This window comes from Leeuwenhoekiella aequorea (assembly GCF_004104375.1).
GTDB lineage: Bacteria > Bacteroidota > Bacteroidia > Flavobacteriales > Flavobacteriaceae > Leeuwenhoekiella > Leeuwenhoekiella aequorea.
The window spans coordinates 34,869-54,827 of the sequence record NZ_QOVM01000005.1 but is presented as its reverse complement, the minus strand read 5'-3'; the positions used below and the strand labels follow the sequence as shown (position 1 = coordinate 54,827).

At 34.7% G+C, this 19,959-nt stretch carries 26 protein-coding genes; 15 read left to right on the top strand and 11 right to left on the bottom strand.

Annotated features, from left to right (window positions below; genetic code table 11):
- Window positions 1-118 precede the first annotated feature (118 nt).
- Complete coding sequence (locus DSM00_RS11390) at window positions 119-1,096, bottom strand: pyruvate dehydrogenase complex E1 component subunit beta (protein WP_128758145.1); 978 nt, start codon at window positions 1,094-1,096, stop codon at window positions 119-121.
- Window positions 1,097-1,291: 195 nt separating this feature from the next.
- On the opposite strand from DSM00_RS11390, the gene DSM00_RS11385 reads away from it, so the two are divergent.
- From DSM00_RS11385 to DSM00_RS11370, 4 genes are all read left to right on the top strand, one after another.
- Window positions 1,292-2,038: an electron transfer flavoprotein subunit beta/FixA family protein gene (locus DSM00_RS11385; RefSeq protein WP_128758144.1), complete on the top strand. Its 747-nt coding sequence runs from the start codon at window positions 1,292-1,294 to the stop codon at window positions 2,036-2,038.
- 56 nt (window positions 2,039-2,094) lie between these two features.
- Window positions 2,095-3,063, top strand: coding sequence for an electron transfer flavoprotein subunit alpha/FixB family protein (locus DSM00_RS11380; protein WP_128758143.1), 969 nt, complete (start codon window positions 2,095-2,097; stop codon window positions 3,061-3,063).
- A gap of 84 nt (window positions 3,064-3,147) precedes the next feature.
- Window positions 3,148-3,756 carry a bifunctional nuclease family protein gene (locus DSM00_RS11375; RefSeq protein ID WP_128758142.1) on the top strand — a complete coding sequence of 203 codons (609 nt, stop codon included), beginning with the start codon at window positions 3,148-3,150 and terminating at the stop codon, window positions 3,754-3,756.
- Window positions 3,757-3,762: 6 nt separating this feature from the next.
- A complete protein-coding gene (locus DSM00_RS11370) occupies window positions 3,763-5,178 on the top strand; it encodes a NupC/NupG family nucleoside CNT transporter (protein WP_128758141.1) in 1,416 nt (471 codons plus the stop codon).
- Here the strand turns inward: DSM00_RS11370 and DSM00_RS11365 are convergent, their stop codons facing one another.
- Window positions 5,179-5,574 carry a hypothetical protein gene (locus tag DSM00_RS11365; RefSeq protein WP_128758140.1) on the bottom strand — a complete coding sequence of 132 codons (396 nt, stop codon included), beginning with the start codon at window positions 5,572-5,574 and terminating at the stop codon, window positions 5,179-5,181.
- Window positions 5,575-5,676: 102 nt separating this feature from the next.
- Between DSM00_RS11365 and DSM00_RS11360 the strand changes: the two genes are divergently transcribed.
- From DSM00_RS11360 to DSM00_RS11340, 5 genes are all read left to right on the top strand, one after another.
- Entirely contained in the window at window positions 5,677-6,528 is an 852-nt protein-coding gene (locus DSM00_RS11360) for a thymidylate synthase (RefSeq protein WP_128758139.1), read from the top strand.
- A gap of 17 nt (window positions 6,529-6,545) precedes the next feature.
- Window positions 6,546-6,959: an energy transducer TonB gene (locus tag DSM00_RS11355; protein WP_128758138.1), complete on the top strand. Its 414-nt coding sequence runs from the start codon at window positions 6,546-6,548 to the stop codon at window positions 6,957-6,959.
- 82 nt (window positions 6,960-7,041) lie between these two features.
- Window positions 7,042-8,205, top strand: coding sequence for an ergothioneine biosynthesis protein EgtB (gene egtB, locus DSM00_RS11350; protein WP_128758137.1), 1,164 nt, complete (start codon window positions 7,042-7,044; stop codon window positions 8,203-8,205).
- A gap of 12 nt (window positions 8,206-8,217) precedes the next feature.
- Complete coding sequence (egtD, locus tag DSM00_RS11345; RefSeq protein ID WP_128758136.1) at window positions 8,218-9,189, top strand: L-histidine N(alpha)-methyltransferase; 972 nt, start codon at window positions 8,218-8,220, stop codon at window positions 9,187-9,189.
- Between the two features lie 16 nt (window positions 9,190-9,205).
- Window positions 9,206-9,487, top strand: coding sequence for a DUF427 domain-containing protein (locus tag DSM00_RS11340; protein ID WP_128758135.1), 282 nt, complete (start codon window positions 9,206-9,208; stop codon window positions 9,485-9,487).
- Window positions 9,488-9,510: 23 nt separating this feature from the next.
- Here the strand turns inward: DSM00_RS11340 and DSM00_RS11335 are convergent, their stop codons facing one another.
- Complete coding sequence (locus tag DSM00_RS11335; RefSeq protein ID WP_128758134.1) at window positions 9,511-9,801, bottom strand: isoamylase early set domain-containing protein; 291 nt, start codon at window positions 9,799-9,801, stop codon at window positions 9,511-9,513.
- A gap of 197 nt (window positions 9,802-9,998) precedes the next feature.
- Entirely contained in the window at window positions 9,999-11,069 is a 1,071-nt protein-coding gene (locus DSM00_RS11330; protein WP_128758133.1) for an aminotransferase class V-fold PLP-dependent enzyme, read from the bottom strand.
- A gap of 58 nt (window positions 11,070-11,127) precedes the next feature.
- Here DSM00_RS11330 and DSM00_RS11325 point away from each other — a divergent pair, with 58 nt between their 5' ends.
- The 4 genes from DSM00_RS11325 (at window position 11,128) to fabD (ending at window position 13,726) form a co-directional block, all read left to right on the top strand.
- Window positions 11,128-11,553 (top strand): 2TM domain-containing protein, encoded by a 426-nt coding sequence (locus tag DSM00_RS11325; protein WP_128758132.1) that lies wholly within the window; start codon window positions 11,128-11,130, stop codon window positions 11,551-11,553.
- A 4-nt stretch (window positions 11,554-11,557) separates the two neighbouring features.
- Window positions 11,558-12,049 carry a dihydrofolate reductase gene (locus DSM00_RS11320; RefSeq protein WP_128758131.1) on the top strand — a complete coding sequence of 164 codons (492 nt, stop codon included), beginning with the start codon at window positions 11,558-11,560 and terminating at the stop codon, window positions 12,047-12,049.
- A gap of 129 nt (window positions 12,050-12,178) precedes the next feature.
- Window positions 12,179-12,679, top strand: a complete 501-nt coding sequence (locus DSM00_RS11315; protein WP_128758130.1) for a pyridoxamine 5'-phosphate oxidase family protein — start codon at window positions 12,179-12,181, stop codon at window positions 12,677-12,679.
- A gap of 165 nt (window positions 12,680-12,844) precedes the next feature.
- Window positions 12,845-13,726 carry an ACP S-malonyltransferase gene (gene fabD / locus DSM00_RS11310; protein ID WP_128758129.1) on the top strand — a complete coding sequence of 294 codons (882 nt, stop codon included), beginning with the start codon at window positions 12,845-12,847 and terminating at the stop codon, window positions 13,724-13,726.
- Between the two features lie 64 nt (window positions 13,727-13,790).
- On the opposite strand, the gene DSM00_RS11305 is transcribed toward fabD, so the two are convergent.
- The 4 genes from DSM00_RS11305 to DSM00_RS11290 form a co-directional block, all read right to left on the bottom strand.
- Window positions 13,791-14,027, bottom strand: a complete 237-nt coding sequence (locus tag DSM00_RS11305; RefSeq protein WP_128758128.1) for a hypothetical protein — start codon at window positions 14,025-14,027, stop codon at window positions 13,791-13,793.
- 235 nt (window positions 14,028-14,262) lie between these two features.
- Entirely contained in the window at window positions 14,263-14,481 is a 219-nt protein-coding gene (locus tag DSM00_RS11300; RefSeq protein ID WP_128758127.1) for a hypothetical protein, read from the bottom strand.
- Window positions 14,482-14,526: 45 nt separating this feature from the next.
- On the bottom strand, window positions 14,527-15,276 hold the full coding sequence (locus DSM00_RS11295) for a TIGR03915 family putative DNA repair protein (protein ID WP_128758126.1): 750 nt from the start codon (window positions 15,274-15,276) through the stop codon (window positions 14,527-14,529).
- Window positions 15,277-16,539, bottom strand: a complete 1,263-nt coding sequence (locus DSM00_RS11290) for a putative DNA modification/repair radical SAM protein (protein WP_128758125.1) — start codon at window positions 16,537-16,539, stop codon at window positions 15,277-15,279.
- Between the two features lie 98 nt (window positions 16,540-16,637).
- On the opposite strand from DSM00_RS11290, the gene DSM00_RS11285 reads away from it, so the two are divergent.
- The gene (locus DSM00_RS11285; RefSeq protein WP_128758124.1) at window positions 16,638-17,405 is read left to right on the top strand and encodes a LexA family transcriptional regulator; all 768 of its coding nucleotides are present in this window, start codon (window positions 16,638-16,640) and stop codon (window positions 17,403-17,405) included.
- Between the two features lie 51 nt (window positions 17,406-17,456).
- Here the strand turns inward: DSM00_RS11285 and DSM00_RS11280 are convergent, their stop codons facing one another.
- Both DSM00_RS11280 and DSM00_RS11275 read right to left on the bottom strand, forming a co-directional pair.
- Window positions 17,457-17,696 carry a hypothetical protein gene (locus DSM00_RS11280; protein ID WP_128758123.1) on the bottom strand — a complete coding sequence of 80 codons (240 nt, stop codon included), beginning with the start codon at window positions 17,694-17,696 and terminating at the stop codon, window positions 17,457-17,459.
- 10 nt (window positions 17,697-17,706) lie between these two features.
- Complete coding sequence (locus DSM00_RS11275; protein ID WP_128758122.1) at window positions 17,707-17,922, bottom strand: hypothetical protein; 216 nt, start codon at window positions 17,920-17,922, stop codon at window positions 17,707-17,709.
- Between the two features lie 153 nt (window positions 17,923-18,075).
- Between DSM00_RS11275 and DSM00_RS11270 the strand changes: the two genes are divergently transcribed.
- Window positions 18,076-18,732, top strand: coding sequence for a DUF2461 domain-containing protein (locus DSM00_RS11270; protein WP_128758121.1), 657 nt, complete (start codon window positions 18,076-18,078; stop codon window positions 18,730-18,732).
- Here the strand turns inward: DSM00_RS11270 and DSM00_RS11265 are convergent.
- The gene (locus tag DSM00_RS11265) at window positions 18,714-19,955 is read right to left on the bottom strand and encodes a 3-deoxy-D-manno-octulosonic acid transferase (protein WP_128758120.1); all 1,242 of its coding nucleotides are present in this window, start codon (window positions 19,953-19,955) and stop codon (window positions 18,714-18,716) included. The genes DSM00_RS11270 and DSM00_RS11265 overlap by 19 nt on opposite strands.
- Window positions 19,956-19,959: the final 4 nt, after the last annotated feature.

Genomic DNA, 19,959 nt, shown 5'->3' with positions numbered 1-19,959 from the left:
ACTATATATACGGCAATTTTACCGCACGAGTTTTATTTGTCGCAAAATGGAACTTTTATTAACAAAAAAAGCTTCATTAATCAGAGATTAATGAAGCTTCAAAGATAATTGTAACAGTCTATCTGTAAAGTACTTTTTTCACAGCTTTAACAACGTCATTACTATTAGGAATCCATTCTTTTAAAAGTCCCGGTGAGTAAGGCGCAGGAGTATCTGCCGTGTTTATTTTTACAATAGGAGCATCCAGATAATCAAATGCTTGCTCTTGTACTTGATAAGTAATTTCTGTAGAAACATTCCCAAAAGGCCAAGCTTCTTCAAGAATTACTAATCTATTTGTTTTTTTCACAGATTCAAGAACTGTGTTAATATCTAAAGGTCTTACCGTACGTAAATCGATAATTTCACAAGATATTCCTTCTTTTTCTAATTCGTCTGCGGCAGTATAAGCCTCTTTGATAATTTTACCAAAAGATACTATAGTAACGTCCTTACCCGCTCTTTTGATATCTGCAACACCTATAGGAATAAGGTAATCACCTTCTGGAACTTCTCCTTTATCACCATACATCTGCTCACTCTCCATAAAAATAACTGGATCATCATCACGTATAGCCGCTTTAAGTAGACCTTTTGCATCTGCTGGGTTTGAAGGCACAATAACCTTAAGTCCCGGAGTATTTGCAAACCAACTTTCAAATGCTTGTGAGTGTGTTGCTCCTAATTGCCCTGCTGAAGCAGTAGGACCTCTAAAAACGATAGGACAATTAAATTGACCTCCAGACATCTGGCGTATTTTTGCCGCATTGTTTATAATCTGATCAATTCCTACTAGTGAGAAATTAAATGTCATATATTCTACAATAGGACGGTTACCGTTCATAGCACTACCTATGGCAATACCGGCAAAACCAAGCTCAGAGATAGGAGTATCAATCACGCGGTCTGGACCAAACTCGTCTAGCATACCTTTTGATGCTTTATATGCACCATTATATTCTGCTACTTCTTCACCCATAAGGTAAATGGTGTCATCCCGACGCATCTCTTCACTCATGGCCTCGCAAATGGCTTCCCTAAATTGTATTGTTTTCATATATTAAAGTGGATGTAATAATACAGTTAAATCAAGTAAATTCCCCAAATTTGAAGGGGTAGCAAAAATAGCAATTAAATCAACCTAAAAGAATTTGATTTAACTAAAATTTGTTATGCGCGCATAGTAAATTTCAAATATTAATGCTTATTTTCGTATCGCAAACGAAATAGTTACTCTAAAAAGAAATAATATATGAAAATATTAGTGTGCATCAGCCACGTACCTGATACGACTTCCAAGATCAACTTTACAGACAATGACACGCAATTTGACACTAATGGTGTTCAATTTGTAATAAATCCTAATGATGAATTTGGGTTAACCCGAGCAATGTGGTTTAAAGAAAAACAAAATGCTACAGTAGATATCGTAAATGTTGGGGGCGCAGAAACAGAACCTACACTTCGTAAAGCCCTAGCAATAGGTGCAGATTCTGCTATACGTATAAATACAGAAGCACTAGATGGTTTTCAAGTAGCAAAAGAACTAAGTGTAATTGCTAAAGAAGGTAATTACGATTTAATAATTGCCGGTCGTGAATCTATAGATTACAATGGAGGTATGGTACCGGGAATGCTTGCCAGTTTAATAGGCGCAAGTTTTATAAATACTTGCATTAGTCTGGAGATAGAAGGCGATTCTGCGACTGCCATACGAGAAATTGATGGTGGTAAAGAGACTGTAACTGCAAAGCTTCCTCTGGTAATAGGTGGTCAAAAAGGTCTTGTAGAAGAAAGTGATCTGCGTATTCCAAATATGCGTGGAATTATGATGGCTCGTAAAAAACCTCTAGATGTAAAAGAACCACAAGGAGCTTCTACAGAAACTAAAGCGGTTTCATTTGAAAAGCCGGCTCCTAAAGGTGCTGTAAAATTAATTTCTCCAGACAATTTAGATGAGCTTATAGATCTCCTTCATAACGAAGCAAAAGCTATTTAAAAATCGAGATGAATTAAAAACTACTTTTCATTAACCGGAAAGAAAAAATTAAAAATATGTCAGTTTTAGTATATACAGAAGCAGAAGAAGGAAAGTTTAAGAAGACCTCCTATGAGGTTGTGAGTTATGCGCGAGGCATAGCAGATATGATGAATACTACAGTTACAGCAATCGCTGTTAACGCAGATAATATATCAGAATTAGGTGCATATGGCGCAGACAAAGTATTGCATATCAAAAACGATAAATTAAATGCTTTTAATGCAAATGCCTACGCCAAAGCAATTGCACAAGCAGCTAACCAGGAAAGTTCTAAGGTGATTGTAATAAGCAGCAGTGCTAATGCAAAATATCTTGCACCATTGCTTGCTATGGATTTAAATGCAGGATACGCTTCTAATGTTGTTGCTCTTCCTGAAAGCGCATCACCATTTACCGTTAAACGTACTGCGTTTACAAATAAAGCATTTAATCACACCAAAATTACTACCGACATTAAAATTGTAGGTCTTTCAAAAAATAGCTTCGGAATCAAAGAATCGCAGAAAGATGCTTCAGAAGAATCTTTTGAACCTAGTTTAAAAGATGCACAATTTGATGTTGAAGTTAAATCGGTAGACAAAGCAAAGGATAAGGTTACCATCGCAGATGCAGAAATTGTTGTGAGTGGTGGCCGCGGATTAAAAGGTCCAGAAAACTGGTCTATGGTTGAAGAAATGGCAGATATATTAGGAGCAGCGACAGCTTGTTCTAAGCCGGTTTCTGATATGGGATGGAGACCACATAGCGAGCACGTAGGACAAACTGGGAAACCCGTTGCGTCTAATTTATATATAGCTATTGGAATTTCCGGAGCTATTCAACATTTGGCAGGAATTAACTCTTCGAAAGTTAAAGTGGTTATCAATTCGGATCCTGAAGCGCCGTTTTTTAAGGCAGCAGACTACGGTATTGTAGGTGATGCATTTGATATTGTACCCCGACTTAACGAAAAACTAAAAGAGTTTAAAGCTAATAACTCATAATTTAGTACTTTCGGCAATTCAAAGGGCTGTTTAAATTTGGATACTTGTCCTCTTTTAAACAGCCTTTTTATATTTTTGCAACTTATGAGTTTAGTGCGTTTAAATATTAAGGGAATATCGTATAGCCAGACACAGAATGGCGCGTACGCTTTAATTCTAAGTGAAGTTGACGGCGACCGGAAACTACCCATAGTTATAGGTGCTTTTGAAGCACAATCAATTGCAATTGCACTTGAAAAAGAAATCTTGCCTCCACGCCCACTCACCCATGATTTATTCAAAAACTTCGCAGATCGATTTGAAATCAATGTGAAGCAGGTAATTATCCACAAACTAGTGGATGGTGTATTTTACAGTAGTATTATATGTGAGCGTGATACTATTGAAGAAGTTATAGATGCAAGAACCAGCGATGCGATTTCATTAGCATTGCGATTTAATGCGCCCATATTTACTTATAAGAATATTTTAGACAAAGCTGGTATTTTCCTCAAAGGTTCAGAATCAGAGCAAGATGGATTTGAGGATGATTTACTGGTAGATCAACTTATCATTGAGGATGATCCTGTAGAAAGTAATAATTATAAAAAAATGTCACTGAGTGAACTCAACACGTCACTTGATGAAGCAGTAGCTGCAGAAGACTATGAAGCAGCAGCAAAAATACGTGATGAGATTTCTAAACGCAATTAACTATAGATGCGAAAATTACTTTCTTACCTCTTTATTTCTTTGATTTCTATTTACGGCGCGATTGGCCAGACAGTTGAAGAAATCTTACCCGTTGCTGAAGCTAAAACCCTTATACCCAATTCAGGATTTTCATTTGATAGTTTGTGGCGAGGTGTTTTAGGAATGGTTTCTTTATTATTAATTTCTTACCTGCTAAGCGCTAATAGAAAAGCTATAAACTGGAAAACCATTGGAGTTGGACTTACCGCTCAACTTTTACTCGCGTACGGTGTATTAAAAGTTGAATTTGTTCAAAATCTTTTTGAGTTCGTAGGTAAAATCTTTGTCAAAATCTTAGAGTTTACTGCTGCTGGAAGTGAATTTCTTTTAGGCGGAATGATGGACACTGAAAGCTATGGATTTATATTTATATTTCAAGTTCTTCCCACAATCATCTTCTTTTCAGCCCTTACATCTGTATTATTCTATTTAGGTGTTATACAAATAGTGGTAAAAGGAATGGCCTGGGTACTTACGAAGTTAATGAATATTTCTGGAGCTGAAAGCTTATCGGTTGCAGGTAATATTTTTCTAGGTCAAACTGAAGCTCCATTAATGATTAAGGCCTATTTAGAGCGAATGACCCGTTCTGAAATACTATTAGTTATGATAGGCGGTATGGCCACTGTTGCGGGAGGTGTTCTTGCTGCATATATAGGATTTCTTGGAGGGGATGACCCTATTGCCCGATTAGAATTTGCACGTCATTTATTAGCTGCTTCTGTTATGGCAGCACCAGGCGCTATTGTTATTTCAAAATTACTTTACCCGCAGCAACAACCTATTGATGCGCGAGTAGAAGTATCTTCAGATAAAATAGGTTCAAATATTCTGGACGCAATTGCAACAGGAACAACAGAAGGACTTAAGCTTGCTGCTAACGTAGGTGCGATGTTACTTGTTTTTGTTGCTTTTATTGCAATGATAAATTACGGATTCAACAAAATAGGTGAAGTAACCACTCTTAATAGCTTCTTAGCAGCATATACTCCTTATGAGAGCTTCTCTATCGAAGCGATTTTAGGAACTATTTTCGCTCCTCTAATGTGGCTTATAGGTGTTGCCACAGAAGATGTTATGCTCATGGGGCAACTTCTAGGAATTAAACTTGCTGCCAGTGAATTTGTAGGATATATACAATTAGCAGATCTTAAAAACCCTATAAACGATATTAGCTTTACCTATCAAAAGTCTGTTATAATGGCAACTTATATGTTATGCGGTTTTGCAAATTTCGCATCAATAGGTATACAGATTGGAGGAATAGGATCGTTAGCACCGGGACAACGCAAAACGCTTTCAGAATTTGGTCTAAAAGCGGTTATAGGTGGAACGATAGCATCATTATTGTCTGCTACGTTAGCCGGAATGCTTATTGGATAATTAAAAGGTTAATGCCCATTCTTTAGCTGCATCAAAAGTTTCAAAGAATGCGAACGACCCTTCAAAATAACTTTGCTCTTTAATGAGCTGCTGTCTTCTCTCATCACCGTTAGGAGAAACAATAGCCAGACCCTTCATTTTATGAAGATCTAGAGATTCCATTATTTCAGAATCAAATTGTGTATTTAATCCGCGTTCAGATATCAGAACATACTTCTGATTGCCATAAAACTTATTAACTGCATTTACGATCTCTAAAGCCTTTTCTTTAGAAACTAGTTCGAGATCTTCATTGAAAAGACAATGCACAAAAGTGTCATAAAATGTAACCTGTGCAAATGAGTACGTCTTTGTATTATTAATAGTCATATGATACGAATAAGTTATCAAGCTCAAAAGTACTTATTTTACTTAATTAAATTTTAGAAAATTTTAACTTATTAACGATTTTTCAAATTTGCTATTCCTATTTTTGAAAACTGATAAAATTTAGACTCCATGAAGCAGTATCATGCGCTTGCAAAACACATTCTTGAAAATGGCATCCAAAAAGGTGATCGTACTGGTACAGGTACTTTGAGCGTATTTGGTTATCAAATGAGATTTGATTTAAGTGAAGGATTTCCAATGGTTACAACCAAGAAATTACACCTCAAATCTATCATATACGAGCTATTATGGTTCTTAAAAGGAGAGACTAACGTGGGTTATCTTCAAGAAAATGGGGTACGCATCTGGAATGAGTGGGCAGATGAGAATGGCGATTTAGGACCTGTCTATGGTCATCAGTGGCGTAATTGGGCTAGCGAAGAGATCGATCAAATTAAAGAAGTCATTGAGACGCTTAAAACAAATCCTAACAGCAGACGTATGCTTGTAAGTGCCTGGAATCCTAGTGTACTTCCAGATACTTCAAAGTCATTTTCAGAAAACGTAGCAGCTGGGAAAGCAGCATTACCTCCTTGTCACGCCTTTTTTCAGTTTTATGTTGCACCAGCAGACTCCAATAGCGAGGATAAGCGACCACGACTATCCTGCCAATTATATCAACGCAGTGCAGATGTATTTCTTGGGGTTCCTTTTAATATAGCATCTTACGCATTATTTACGATGATGATTGCTCAGGTTTGCAATTACGCACCGGGTGATTTTGTACATACCTTTGGTGACGCGCACATCTACAATAATCATATTGAGCAACTAAACTTGCAATTGAGCCGAGAAATACGCACCTTACCGACAATAAAGCTTAATCCTACTATCAAGGATATCTTTGATTTCAAGTTTGAAGACTTCACACTCGAAAATTATGATCCACATCCTCACATAAAAGGAGCGGTTGCCATCTAAACATATAATTAATAATTATGAAAGCTATTTTTTTTACGCTATTCCTCACTATTTGTTCAATTTCATATGCTCAGGAGGGAATTACCGTGTCGGGTAATTCGATCTCTATCACAGAAATACCTCCAATTTGGCCAGGTTGTACCGGGAACGCAATTGAGAAAAAAGCTTGTTTCAAGAAAGAGTTAGTCAATCACGTGATTAGTAATTTTCAATTTCCAGAAGGTTATAAGAAAGGAAGCGTAAAGGAGAAAGTAATTGTGGATTTTGTAATAAATGAAGAAGGCAAGCCACAAATACTTGGGGTAAAAGGCGGAACAAAAATGTTACAAGAAGAAGCTAAACGCAATATCTTAGCTATTCCTCAAATGACACCCGGTCAAGCTGGAGGAAGTCCTCGAGCCATTAAATATTCTATGCCCTTTACGTTTTAACGCCCTGTTAACGCAAGTCTAAAAAACAGCAACACAATATTATTGTAACTTTGAGAATAACCAAAAGTTATCCCTCATTGCTATGATTACCAGTTCTATTGCGCTTTTAGACTTTTTACTAGAAACACGTGAGCACACAGAAACAATTTGCAAACCTCTACAAATTGAAGATTATGTTGTGCAGCCTATTGAAGATGTTTCTCCACCTAAATGGCATTTAGGACACACCACCTGGTTCTTTGAAGATTTTATTCTGAAAAAATTTAAAGATGATTATCAGGTCTATGATGATCATTTTGCTTTTGTATTTAACAGCTATTATGAGAGTATGGGAGCTCGAGTGGTACGCACAGATCGTGGCAATTTATCACGCCCAACGGTTGATCAGGTTTATGCATATCGCAAATATGTTACCAATGCTTTAACAGCATTGCTTGAGGAAAATGACACCGATGAACTTGCACAACTTATTGAGATAGGAATTCACCATGAAAAGCAGCATCAAGAATTACTACTCACAGACATTAAATACATTCTAGGGAATAATCCATTACTCCCAACATATTCAAGCGAATTTCAAGAATTTAAGCTGAATCCCAATCCTGCCGAATGGCTTTCTATACCCGAAGGCATATATGAAATAGGTCACAAGGGTGATGGCTTCAGCTATGATAACGAATTAGGTTTGCATAAGGTATATCTTAATTCTTTTGAAATTAGCAGTAGATTAGTTACTAATTCAGAATATATACAATTCATAGAAGCTGGAGGATATGAAAGTGTTCTGTTATGGCATAGTGAAGGATGGGCTTGGATTAATGATAATGCTATAAAAGCTCCTTTATATTGGCACAAGAATGACAATTATTATGAATACTACGGATTGAATGGCTTACAGAAATTAAATCTCGAGGCTCCCGTTACTCATATTTCTTATTATGAAGCTTTTGCATATGCGCAGTGGAAAGGACTGCGACTACCTACAGAATTTGAATGGGAAGTTGCACAATCGCAATTTGACTGGGGAGAGCGCTGGGAATGGACAGAAAGTGCCTACCTACCCTACCCTAACTATACTAAAGCTCCAGGAGCATTAGGAGAATATAATGGCAAATTTATGGTTAGCCAGAAAACATTGAGAGGCGGCTCTGTAGCCACTTCAAATTACCATACCAGACCTACTTATCGTAACTTTTTTCACCCTCAATTAAGATGGCAATTTACCGGCCTGCGACTTGCTCGTTAATTCTATAAAAAGATGAAATCAAACCAAGAGACAAAGTTTAAAAACACTTTTGAAGAAGAAGTGTACGAAGGATTAACAGCATTCCCTAAATACTTATCCTCAAAGTATTTTTATGACAAAAAGGGTGATAAACTCTTTCAAAAAATAATGGCTCTACCTGAGTATTATTTAACTGAATGTGAACGCACAATTATCGAAGAAAATAAAGCCGATATATCTAACCTATTTTCTGGAGATGCAGGTTTTGATCTTGTTGAATTAGGTGCAGGAGATGGTAAAAAAACTAAAATTTTATTACAAGAATTAATTGAGACCAAGAGAAATTTCACTTATAAGCCTATTGACATTAGTCAAAATGTTCTTGATGAGTTAGAAGAAGATGTTTTAAACAGATGGCCTTCAATAAATATTGAGACCGAGCAGGGAACTTACTTTAATATTTTAAAGAAATTAAGTGAACAACAAAAAGACCGTAAAATGGTCATCGTTGTACTTGGCTCAAACATTGGCAATTTACCTCACAAATATGCCGTCGAATTTTTGACTACCATTAGAAAGTCTATGCAACCGGAAGATCTTTTATTTATGGGTTTTGATCAAAAAAAAGATCCTCAGGTAATTTTAAATGCTTACAATGATTCTCAAGGGGTTACTGAAGAATTTAATAAAAATCTTCTTTCTCGAATTAATGAAGAAATGAACGCAAATTTTGACTTGCAAAAATTTAATCACTGGCCCGTATATGATCCTGAAAATGGAACCACAAAAAGTTACTTAGTAAGTACCGAAGATCAAACTGTAACCCTGCAAAATCTAGATCTTGATATTCATTTTTCAGCCTGGGAAAGTATACACACAGAAATTTCTCAAAAGTATGATGATGTGATTGTAAACTGGCTGGCGCAAGAGGCCGGACTCGTAGTAGAAAAGCAATATTCTGATCCAAAAAATTATTTTACCGATTACATATTCCGAATAAAATAAATAAAAACAATAGCGTATGAAAGCAACATGGAAAGACGTTATTCTAGCAGAAAGCGCTGAGACGATACTTGTAGAGGGTAATCACTACTTTCCTGTTAAAGATGTCTATAAAGAGTTTTTAATAAACTCAGAGACGCATACCATTTGCCCTTGGAAAGGCATTGCAAGCTACTACTCGATAAAAATTGAAGGCGAAATTCTCAAGGACGCCGCCTGGTATTATCCTAAACCAAATATGAAAGCAAAAAATATAGCCAATCATATAGCTTTCTGGAAAGATGTTAGTGTTCACCCTTAGGTAAACACTAACATTTAAAAAATCTATAAAGATAAAATACTGTTCTCTGCACCAGCAAAATCATTCCATCGTGCTCCATCAGCTTCAGGCTCTGTCATCCAATTTTGATCTACAGCATACTTGAACTCATAAGAAGCATCTACTGGTATATTTAATGATCCCTTAAAGGAACCGTTTTTTAATTTTTTAAGTTCAGCCTTTTCCCAATTATTGAAATCTCCTGCCACAGCAACTGTCTTAGCATCTACATTCTCTACCACAAATGTTACCTTACATTCTGGTTTTGATTTTAAGAATTGTTTTGTAATTGACATAACTATTAGTTTTAAGTTTCTTCAAATTTATAAATGATAACTGATAATTTTCCAAGAATCAGACTTTTAGACATATTTTTCCGAATTATAGACGCAATTAAAGTGTTGTTTTTTAATTACTTAATTCGCAAACGTTATCTAAAGAGAATATACTATTATTTTATATAAATATAATTATTAAAAATAAGTCGCGCGTGCTAAATTAACCGTGAAAGCTTCGTTAAATCGTCTTCAGAATTAAAATAATGGAAGCTAACCCGAATACCCGTTCCTCGTTGCGAACAGATTATATTATTCTCAATAAGCTTATTAAAGAGTTTCTGATCTCCTTTAATATTAAAAATTGAAGAATGTTGCGCTCTTTTAGAAATTATAGGATCTACTAGTTTTTTTTCAGAAAACACTTCTATTGCCTTTTGTTTAAGAAGATCAATTTGATTTGTAATTTGATCTTGACCTATACGTTTGATTAATTTAATAGAAGCCTGCAAACTCCCTTGAGCAAGAGTATCAAGATGACCCGGTTCGAGACCGCCAATAAACGAGTCATCTTCTTCTTTAAATGCACCCCTTACAGAGTTGAAGCCAGTTGTTTTCAATTTTAAATTGGAAGCCACCTCGTTTTTTATTAGAAAGAAGCCATTACCATATCCTGCATTCATCCATTTATAGGCGCTGGCTCCTAAAATATCGATACCGCTTTCTTTGAAATTAAAGCTCTCGACACCACAGTACTGTGTACCATCTGCAATAATTATAAGATTAGGATGTGCTTGTTTTAATTCTTTTAAAAAATCAAAATTAACCTGAATACCACTAATGTATTGAACGAGACTAAGACATAGAAAATCTGGTTTTTCCTTTGTCACACATTCAAGTATATTGTTTTCCAAATTTTCATCAATAATCGCATAGCAGGTTTTGAAACCTCGTGATAGCACCGGCCAATTAATTGATGGATAATCTTCTTTAAGCAGCGCAATTTTAGAATTCTTTGGAAGCGCTTCTAACACCGCATTAAAACCTAAAGAAAAGTTGGGGACTAATCCTACCAGAGAGGCGTCACAATTAAAATAGCTCCCCACATCCTTACGTACGCCATCTAAAAATTTATCTTGATCATTTTTCAGCAAGCTTCCCTTTACTAAATAATCAAGATCATGATTTTGTCTAAAGTCGAGCAAAGTTTCTGATAGCAAACCAGATGCTGCCGTATTTAAATGAATGTAATTTGTAGTAACCGGAAACTCTTTTTTTAAGTTTTTCATAGGTGAGATCTGCAATTAAATCTTGTAAATTTGATTTGTAAACAATTTACCTCATCTTATGTTCTCAAAAAAGCAGGAAACAACTAAAATTGATCGTGATCAACGTGAGCTTATAGAATACGCTCAACTACGTGTAAAAGAGAAAAAAAATCTTTTTAGACATTTTGTTATTTTTCTTGCCGGGGCTATACTCTTAATCATCCTAAATTTAATTTTAGATTTTGGAGCAGATTTTAGACCTCTTGAGATAGATTGGTTTGTATGGGCAACATTGATTTGGTTCTTCTTTTTTCTAATTCATTTTTTGAATGTATTTCTTTTTAAATCCTTCATGAATAAAAAATGGGAAAATGACCAACTTGACAAACTTGTCGCTAAGCAAAAAAATAAAATTGCTAAACTTCAAACCAAAGTTGATCAAGAACACCCTATTATAGAACCTACCACAACCTATACTAGACCTAACACCCCGTTAAACTCGTAGCTCTATGATTACAATGATTGCTGCTGCTGCAGAAAATAATGCATTAGGTAAAGACAATGATCTTGTATGGCATCTTCCTGATGACTTTAAAAGATTTAAGCAATTAACTTCCCATCATCACATTATAATGGGTAGAAAAACTTTTGAGACCTTTCCCAAACCACTGCCAAACAGAACTCATATAGTTATCACAAGAGAAGAAAATTATCAAGCCGGAGCAGATATTATAGTGGTAAATAGTATAGAGGCTGCTTTAGATTATGCTAAAAATGATGACAATCTATTTATTATAGGTGGCGGTGAAATTTATAAACTAGGTTTGCCCTACGCTACTCATATAGAATTAACACGAGTGCATCATACTTTTGAAGCAGATGCCTTTTTCCCTGAACTTAATCCTGCAAACTGGAACCTTGTAAACACTCAGTTTCACGGTAAAGACGAGCGGCATAAGTACTCTTTCTCGTATTTAACTTACGAGAGAAAGACCTACTAGCATACTCTTCTTCCGATCATAAATAACTAAATTCGGTTAACAAACTTTATCGTATTACACAGAATTATTGGCATATTGTTATCAATATGATAAGGTTCACAATCTTAACTTTAATAAAAAAATAAAGTTATGAGTACTGAAAATTTATCAAACACCGATGCAATTAATAAACTCAAGGATTTAGCAACTTCCATAGACTTTGCTATGATGGTTACTAATCTTTCAAATAAACCACTTGACGCAATACCTATGTCAACAAAAAAAGTAGATGAGGTAGGTAATATTTGGTTTCTAAGTGGAGCAGATAGTGATCATAATGCAAATATTGCTAAAGATGCAGATATGCAATTACTGTACGCTAAGCCATCAGATATGCAATTTCTAAGTGTATTTGGAAAAGCATTTGTAACTCGCGATAAAGCAATTCTTGAAGAACTGTATTCAACTACAGATGATTCATGGTTTGATGGCGTTGAAGATCCTAACCTCACTGCCATAAAATTTACTCCATCTCAAGCTCAATATTGGGATACTAAAAACAACAAATTTGTATCCTTACTCAAAATGGGATATGCAGCAGTTACAGGAGATAAAGTGGATGTAGGAGAAACGGGATCTCTAAATTTATAATAACAAAAGGAGCTTCAATAGCTTTTTTTTTATTGGTTATCCATACAATCACTTGCGTAAATCAAATCTTGAAAATACAGTCTGAGTAGAATCGTAGTATTAAAATTGTATTTGTACTTAGTCATTACTTATTTTTACAATTCTAATTTTTTGAAAAATATAATTATGAAAGCTTATATATTCCCTGGACAAGGGGCTCAATTTACAGGAATGGGCAAAGATGTTTATGACAATTCAGAACTTGCACGCTCTTTATTTAATAGAGCTAATGAAATTCTAGGTTTTGACATTACTAAAATTATGTTTGAAGGCTCTGCAGAAGAGTTAAAGCAGACAAATGTTACCCAGCCAGCTATATTCATTCATTCTGTAGCATTGTTTAAATCTTTAGGAGAAAGTGCCAAGCCAGAAATGGTAGCTGGTCATTCACTTGGAGAAATTTCGGCATTAGTTGCCAACGAAGTTTTAAGTTTTGAAGATGCACTTCAACTTGTTTCTAAACGTGCACAAGCAATGCAAAAAGCCTGTGAAAGTACTCCTTCTACAATGGCTGCAATTTTAGGTCTGGAAGATGAACTTGTAGAAGCAGTTTGTGCTGATGTTGATGGAGTTGTTGTTGCTGCCAATTATAATTGCCCTGGTCAATTGATTATATCTGGTGAGTTAAGTGCTGTTGAAGAAGCTTGCGAACGACTTAAAGAAAGGGGTGCAAAGCGCGCTTTAATCTTACCGGTAGGAGGTGCTTTTCACTCTCCGCTAATGGAGCCTGCGCGAGAAGAACTTGCTACCGCTATTGAGAATACAACATTCAATACTCCTTCTTGCCCTATTTATCAAAATGTAAGTACTACAGCGGTGTCTGACCCAGCTGAAATAAAGAAAAATTTACTCTTTCAACTTACAGCTCCCGTTAAATGGACGCAAAGTGTTCAAAATATGCTAGCAGATGGAGCTACCGAGTTTATTGAAGTAGGTCCCGGTAAAGTTTTACAAGGATTAGTAAAGAAAGTAAGCCGTGATGCAGTTACGAGTAGTGCTACAGTTTAAGAAACTAAAATATTAGACATAAAAAAAGCCCCTAAAAGGGGCTTTTTCTTATCTTGAGAAGATATTACATGTCGTCGTTTCCTTCAACTTCGTCTTCTACTTCTTGAGCTCCGTCTTCGATAGCATCACCTGTATCTTCAGCAGCGTCTTCTATAGCGTCACCAGCATCATCCATAGAATCACCCATGTCATCAGCAGCGTTTTCCATTGCATCTTCAGTTTTCTCTTCAGTAGTTTCGCGACAAGCAGAAACAGAAACCATTAGTAAAAGTGCGAAAGCACTAAAAATTAATTTTTTCATAATTGGTAATATTTTAATTAGCGTTAATTGCTCGCAAAAGTATATAATTTAAAATCACAATATCATAAAAAATATTAAATTTTTTATCGAATTATAGTTTTGATAAAAATATCGCAAGGAATACAACAATTCAATTAACATAATTGCAGCAAATTCTCAACTTTTCAAAGCGACAACGTTTACGTTAGTGGTTAAAGAAATATTTTAGAGAATCAGATTTTGTATTAAGATATAATTAAGCATCATCATCCATAACATCATCATTTCTTTGAATCTCATCATTTAGTTCGTCTGCTCCTTCCTGTATAGCATCCCCGGCGTTTTCTGCACCGTTTTCAATATCTTCTCCTATTGACTCTAGAGCGTCTTCAGTTTTTTCTTGAGTAGTTTCTCTGCAAGAATAGGTTGTACTTAATAAAGCGACAAACAACAAGCTTAATAATAATCGTTTCATAGTGTATATAATTTAGAAATCTATACTAAAGTAATCAAATTCGTTTTAAAGCGGATTTTTCTCATTTAAGTATTTCCAATAGCGCTTAGGTACATGTTGCTTATGAAGTCGCATATTAACTCTGCTTTTAATATTTGTACTGCTAAAATAGTTTTGCCACAATAAATTGTAATTAGTTTCTTCTTCGTGCATTGCTTTTTCTAAATCTTCTTTCGAATTAAAGTCTAACTCAATAAATGCTATTGAATCTAAATTGTAAAAAAGACCATACCCTCTCTTAGTATCATATATTACAAATTGCTGATCTGCATATCTATTTTTAAAGTGTTTAGCTATTAAAGGAAGGACGTTAAAATCTGGACTTATAATAGAAACATATAAATCCTCTCTAGTTCTTTTAAAACGCACGAAGGCTTCCATTCTGTGCTTTTCTCTTCCTACTTTTTTGGTAAGTTGCGAAAGCATTAATACAGCAGGGTGCCCATAATCATTTTCATTTTGAGTTTTTAAAACATAGTGTAATGCTTCAAGTATATATCGCTCACGCTCATCAAACTCGCTTAGAAATGACCAATAAATCAACTTACTAAGATTTTTATAGTCCTTAAGTTTGTCCCATACTCTATTTGCCTTACCATCATCTGTATATACAGTAACTGGTTCAGAAAAAAAATCGGGTTCGTAGTGAACCTCGTCAACTATAAATACATCATTTAAGCGCTCCTCATAAACTTGAAAAATAGCAGTTAGCAAGCCTTCAAAACTCCCATCATATATTAATGTCTGCTTTTTCATTTAATTGAATAAAGACAATTGCTGATTATAGAATTTCTGATATTTACTTTGTGAGGATTGTAATATCATACTCTTAATACGCTCGGGTTCTAAATCTCTACTTTCAAAATTTGATGAATTACAAACCATAAAATATTTAGCTCTACTCATCGCTATGCCTATAGCTTTTAAATTCTCCCAATTAAGACGTCTGTATTTTCTGGCATTTATAATTTTATGCACAGACTTCATTCCTAAACCAGGAATACGCGCTAAAAGTTGTTTATCTGCTGTATTCACATCTACCGGAAACATATGCATATTACGTAAAGCCCAACTCAATTTAGGATCAATATCAATATCAAGATTAGGATGATTATGATTTAGCAATTCCCGTACATCAAATCCATAAAAGCGCAATAACCAATCTGTTTGATACAATCTGTTTTCGCGTAGCATAGGCACCTCAGTCCCTAGAGCAGGTAATCTATTATCCTCTAAAACCGGTACGTATCCAGAATAGTATACCCGCTTCATATTATAAGTGCTGTAATAATGCACAGCAGAATACATAATATCTTTGTCACTTTCTCCCGTTGCGCCTACAATCATTTGAGTGCTTTGTCCTGCGGGAGCATATACCGGAGTATTTTTGATGATCTTTTTCTCTGCTTTATACTGAATGATCTCATTTTTCACCTTTTCCATAGGTTTAATAAAATCCTTATGATCTTTTTCTGGAGCAAGTAATTTAAGACCTGAAACAGTTGGAATTTCAATATTTATAGAAAGTCGGTCTGCATATAAACCAGCTTCGCGCATTAATTCATCGCTACATCCTGGTATAGATTTTAGATGAATATAGCCATTGAAATTTTCTTCTAAACGCAGTTTTTTTGCTATGGAAACTAATCGCTCCATAGTATAATCAGGATTATGAAATATACCACTGCTTAAAAACAGCCCTTCAATATAGTTGCGCCTGTAAAAATTTATGGTGAGATCTACAACCTCTTGAATTTTAAATGCAGCACGTTTTATATCATTGTTTTTACGACTTACACAGTATGCACAATCAAAAATACAATGATTTGTAAGTAGTATTTTTAATAAGGAAACACAACGTCCATCTTCGGTATAACTATGGCAAATACCCATACCAGAACTATCACCTAATCCCTTATTTGTGTTTGTACGTTTGCTACCACTACTGGAGCACGATACGTCATACTTTGCCGCATCTGCAAGTATGGATAATTTTTCTTTTATTCTTTCAAAATTCATAGCGTGGAATTTTTACGAATTTAAAGAAAATTTCCTATTTAAAGGATTTTTTCCGAACTTTAATTAGGATTTTTTCCAAATAATAGTACATTTACAATATGGGAATCAATGATGTAACAGGCGATGTTCGCCGCTTCAAACAAATACGTGAAGAACAGAATCTAACGCAAACCGAATTTGCGGAAGCGTTAGGTATTAAAAATTCTACAGCAGATATAGAGCGAGGACGCACCAAACTTTCTGGTCATATTGTAACCGAACTTTTACGATTATACAACATTAATCCGCTCTGGCTTTTTGGGTATAGTAATCAGAAGTTGCTTCACGCCGGCAAAGGTGATGTAAGTCCTAAAGTAGTTACCGTAGATATCAATGACAATGAAAATCTGGTAATGGTTAATCAAAAAGCCGCTGCCGGTTATCCTCACAATGTTCAAGATGTAGATTGGTATCAACAATTGCCCGCTTTTGACCTACCACTTCCACAATACCGAAATGCTACATATAGAGGTTTTCAAATAGAAGGAGATAGTATGATGCCTAATTTTATGCCTGAAGATTGGGTATTAGGAAAAGCTACTGTAAATATGGGTGAAGCAACCAATAATAAAGTATATGTTGTTGTATTGCCTGATGCTGTAGTTGTAAAAAAACTTCAAAAACTTCCAGATCCTTCAAAAGTCTTATTGATATCACTTAATCAGGAATATCACCCCTTTGAAGTACAGGTAAGTGATATACAAGAACTTTGGCAGGTAAATAGTAAGCTTACTTTTCATTTAGATGCACCATCAGAAAGCAATCTTCTTAGAGAATTACAACAAGGAATGCTAGATTTAAAAAATCAAATGCGCACTTTAAAATAAAAAAAGCCACACATTATATGTGTGGCTTTTTTTATTTTAAGCATTTAAGATTTAGTTATCGTTGTCAACTTTAATCTTTGAGTCGCCGTCCGCGTCTTCTTTTATTTTAACCTCTTTTGTGTCTGATTCCATTTTCAATTTGTAGTCACCATCATCATCGACAGTTTCTTCGATAACCGCACCATCTTCTTTCATCTCTTCTACAAGTTTCTCTTTTTCTGTCTTCTCACGACAAGAAGTGAATGTAAGGGTTGCTACTAAAAGAATTGATAATAATCCTAGATTTTTCATAGTATATAAATTAATTATCGTCACCGATTGTTTCTATTTTTTGGTCAATCTCTTTATTTACTTCGTTATCCACCTTTTTTGCTGTACGCTCTAATATGCCTTCACGGTCGCTAGATGTATTTTCTACCTGCACTTCTTTTACAACTACTGTTTCTTTTTCTTCTCTACAAGAAACCGAATTGAAAGCTATAAAACTTAAAGCAAAAATTGTGATCACATTTTTCATAATATACTCATTTGGTTGAACTAACAAATCTACTCTCTTTAACGACAAGCAGTTTTTTATTTCACTTAAATGATTGCCAACATCTGTAAATTTTCAGTTAAATGTTAATAAATAACAACGCGAAATTTCTGGCTCCTTTATATTTACCAAAAAATGAACTTCAACAAACTATATACATTTTTAAGAGAGCTTCAAAAAAACAATTCTAAAGAATGGATGGATGCAAATCGTAATTATTATTATGAGGTACGTGATTCTTACATAAGTTGGCTCGATAAAATGGACATCAGATTAGCAGAAGTTGATCCCAACTACACCCACACAACCGGAAAACAAGCCATCAATCGTATTAATAATAATTTACTTTATCATCCCAATAAACCCATTTACAAAGATCATTTTGGTGCGGGATTAGATCAAGAGACTAAACAGAATGATTTTTATATTCATCTAGGCACTTCTGAAAGTTTTATAGCAGGTGGTTTCTATAAACCAAAATCCTCTATCCTAAAAAGTATAAGGCAAGCAATAGATTATAATGGGGATGAATTTCTAGAAATCATAAACAAACCTAGCTTTGAAAAATTATTTGGCAACTTAGTAGATTATGGAGATAGTTTAAAGACTTCACCAAAAGGATATGGTCAGGAGCATAGATATATAAAACTTTTACGTAAAAAGACATTTGCTGTACAACACAATCTCACCCAGAAAATCGTAACAGCACCCGATTTTGAAGATAAAGTAATTGAAATATACAAAGAAATGCTCCCCTTTAGATCTTACTTAAATCAAGCAGTAAGTGTTTGATCTAAATAACTCATAATAATCTCAGTCGCACCTGTGTTTTTTGACACATATTCTCCTGCTATAGCTCCAGTTTTAATTCTAAACTGAGAGTCAAATACAAGCTTATTTAAAATAATTTGGACATCTGTCTTATTTTTGACCGTAGAAAGACCAGACAAATGTTGTAGTTGGATAGCCTCAGGGAAATTATTTATATAGGTTCCTGTAACTATGGGTAAATTAAAAGTAGCAGGCTCAAGGACATTATGCATTCCTGTTGTCCCTACTGCACCACCCACATATGCAATATCTGCATAACTGTAAATTTTATTTAGCAACCCTATAGTATCTATAATTATAACATCTATATCTTTTAAATCGTACAATTCCTTTTCAGAGTAATTGACTACAGACACTTCTAATTGTTTTTTTAACTCTTCAATCTTTTCAGAATTAATCTTATGAGGAGCTATTACAATTTTTATATCGTGCTTCTCATTTATAAAGTCAATTAATAAATCTTCATCATCTTTCCATGTGCTTCCACACACTAACATTAATTTATCTTGTTTAAAATCTTCAATAAATTTTAAACTATTATCATATTTAAGCTGTCTACTTACACGGTCAAATCGTGTATCTCCACTTACAATTGCGTTAGTAAAACCTAGTTGACCCAGATTCTTAAGTGACTCAACATTTTGCAAAAAGAAATAATTAAAAGCATTAAGTGACTTCTGCATCCATTTTCCATAAGATTTAAAAAAAGGTTGACTTAATCTAAAAACACCAGAAACCAACACGGTATAAATCTTTTGTTTATGAAGCTCCTGAAGAAAATTAGGCCAAAACTCGTATTTCACAAAGATGGCAAGTTTCGGTTTTAAAATTTTCAAAAACTGCTTAGCATTTTGTTTAGTATCTAACGGTAAATAAGTTACATACGCAGCCAAAGAAGTATCTTTTTTTATATTATATCCAGAAGGCGAAAAAAATGTTAGGACTATTTTATAAGTTGGGTATTTCTCCTGAAGCTCTTCTAGTACAGGCACCACTTGTTCATACTCTCCCAAAGATGCCGCATGAACCCATATTAAATCTGCATTTGAATCAATATTCTGGTTCAATTGTGCAAAAACATCTTTTCTAACAGTATAAAATTCTTTTAACTTCGGAATAAACAACCCTATAAAAGGAAGTATCCTCTGAAATACACTAATTAAGAAAGAATAGATATGCTGCATAACG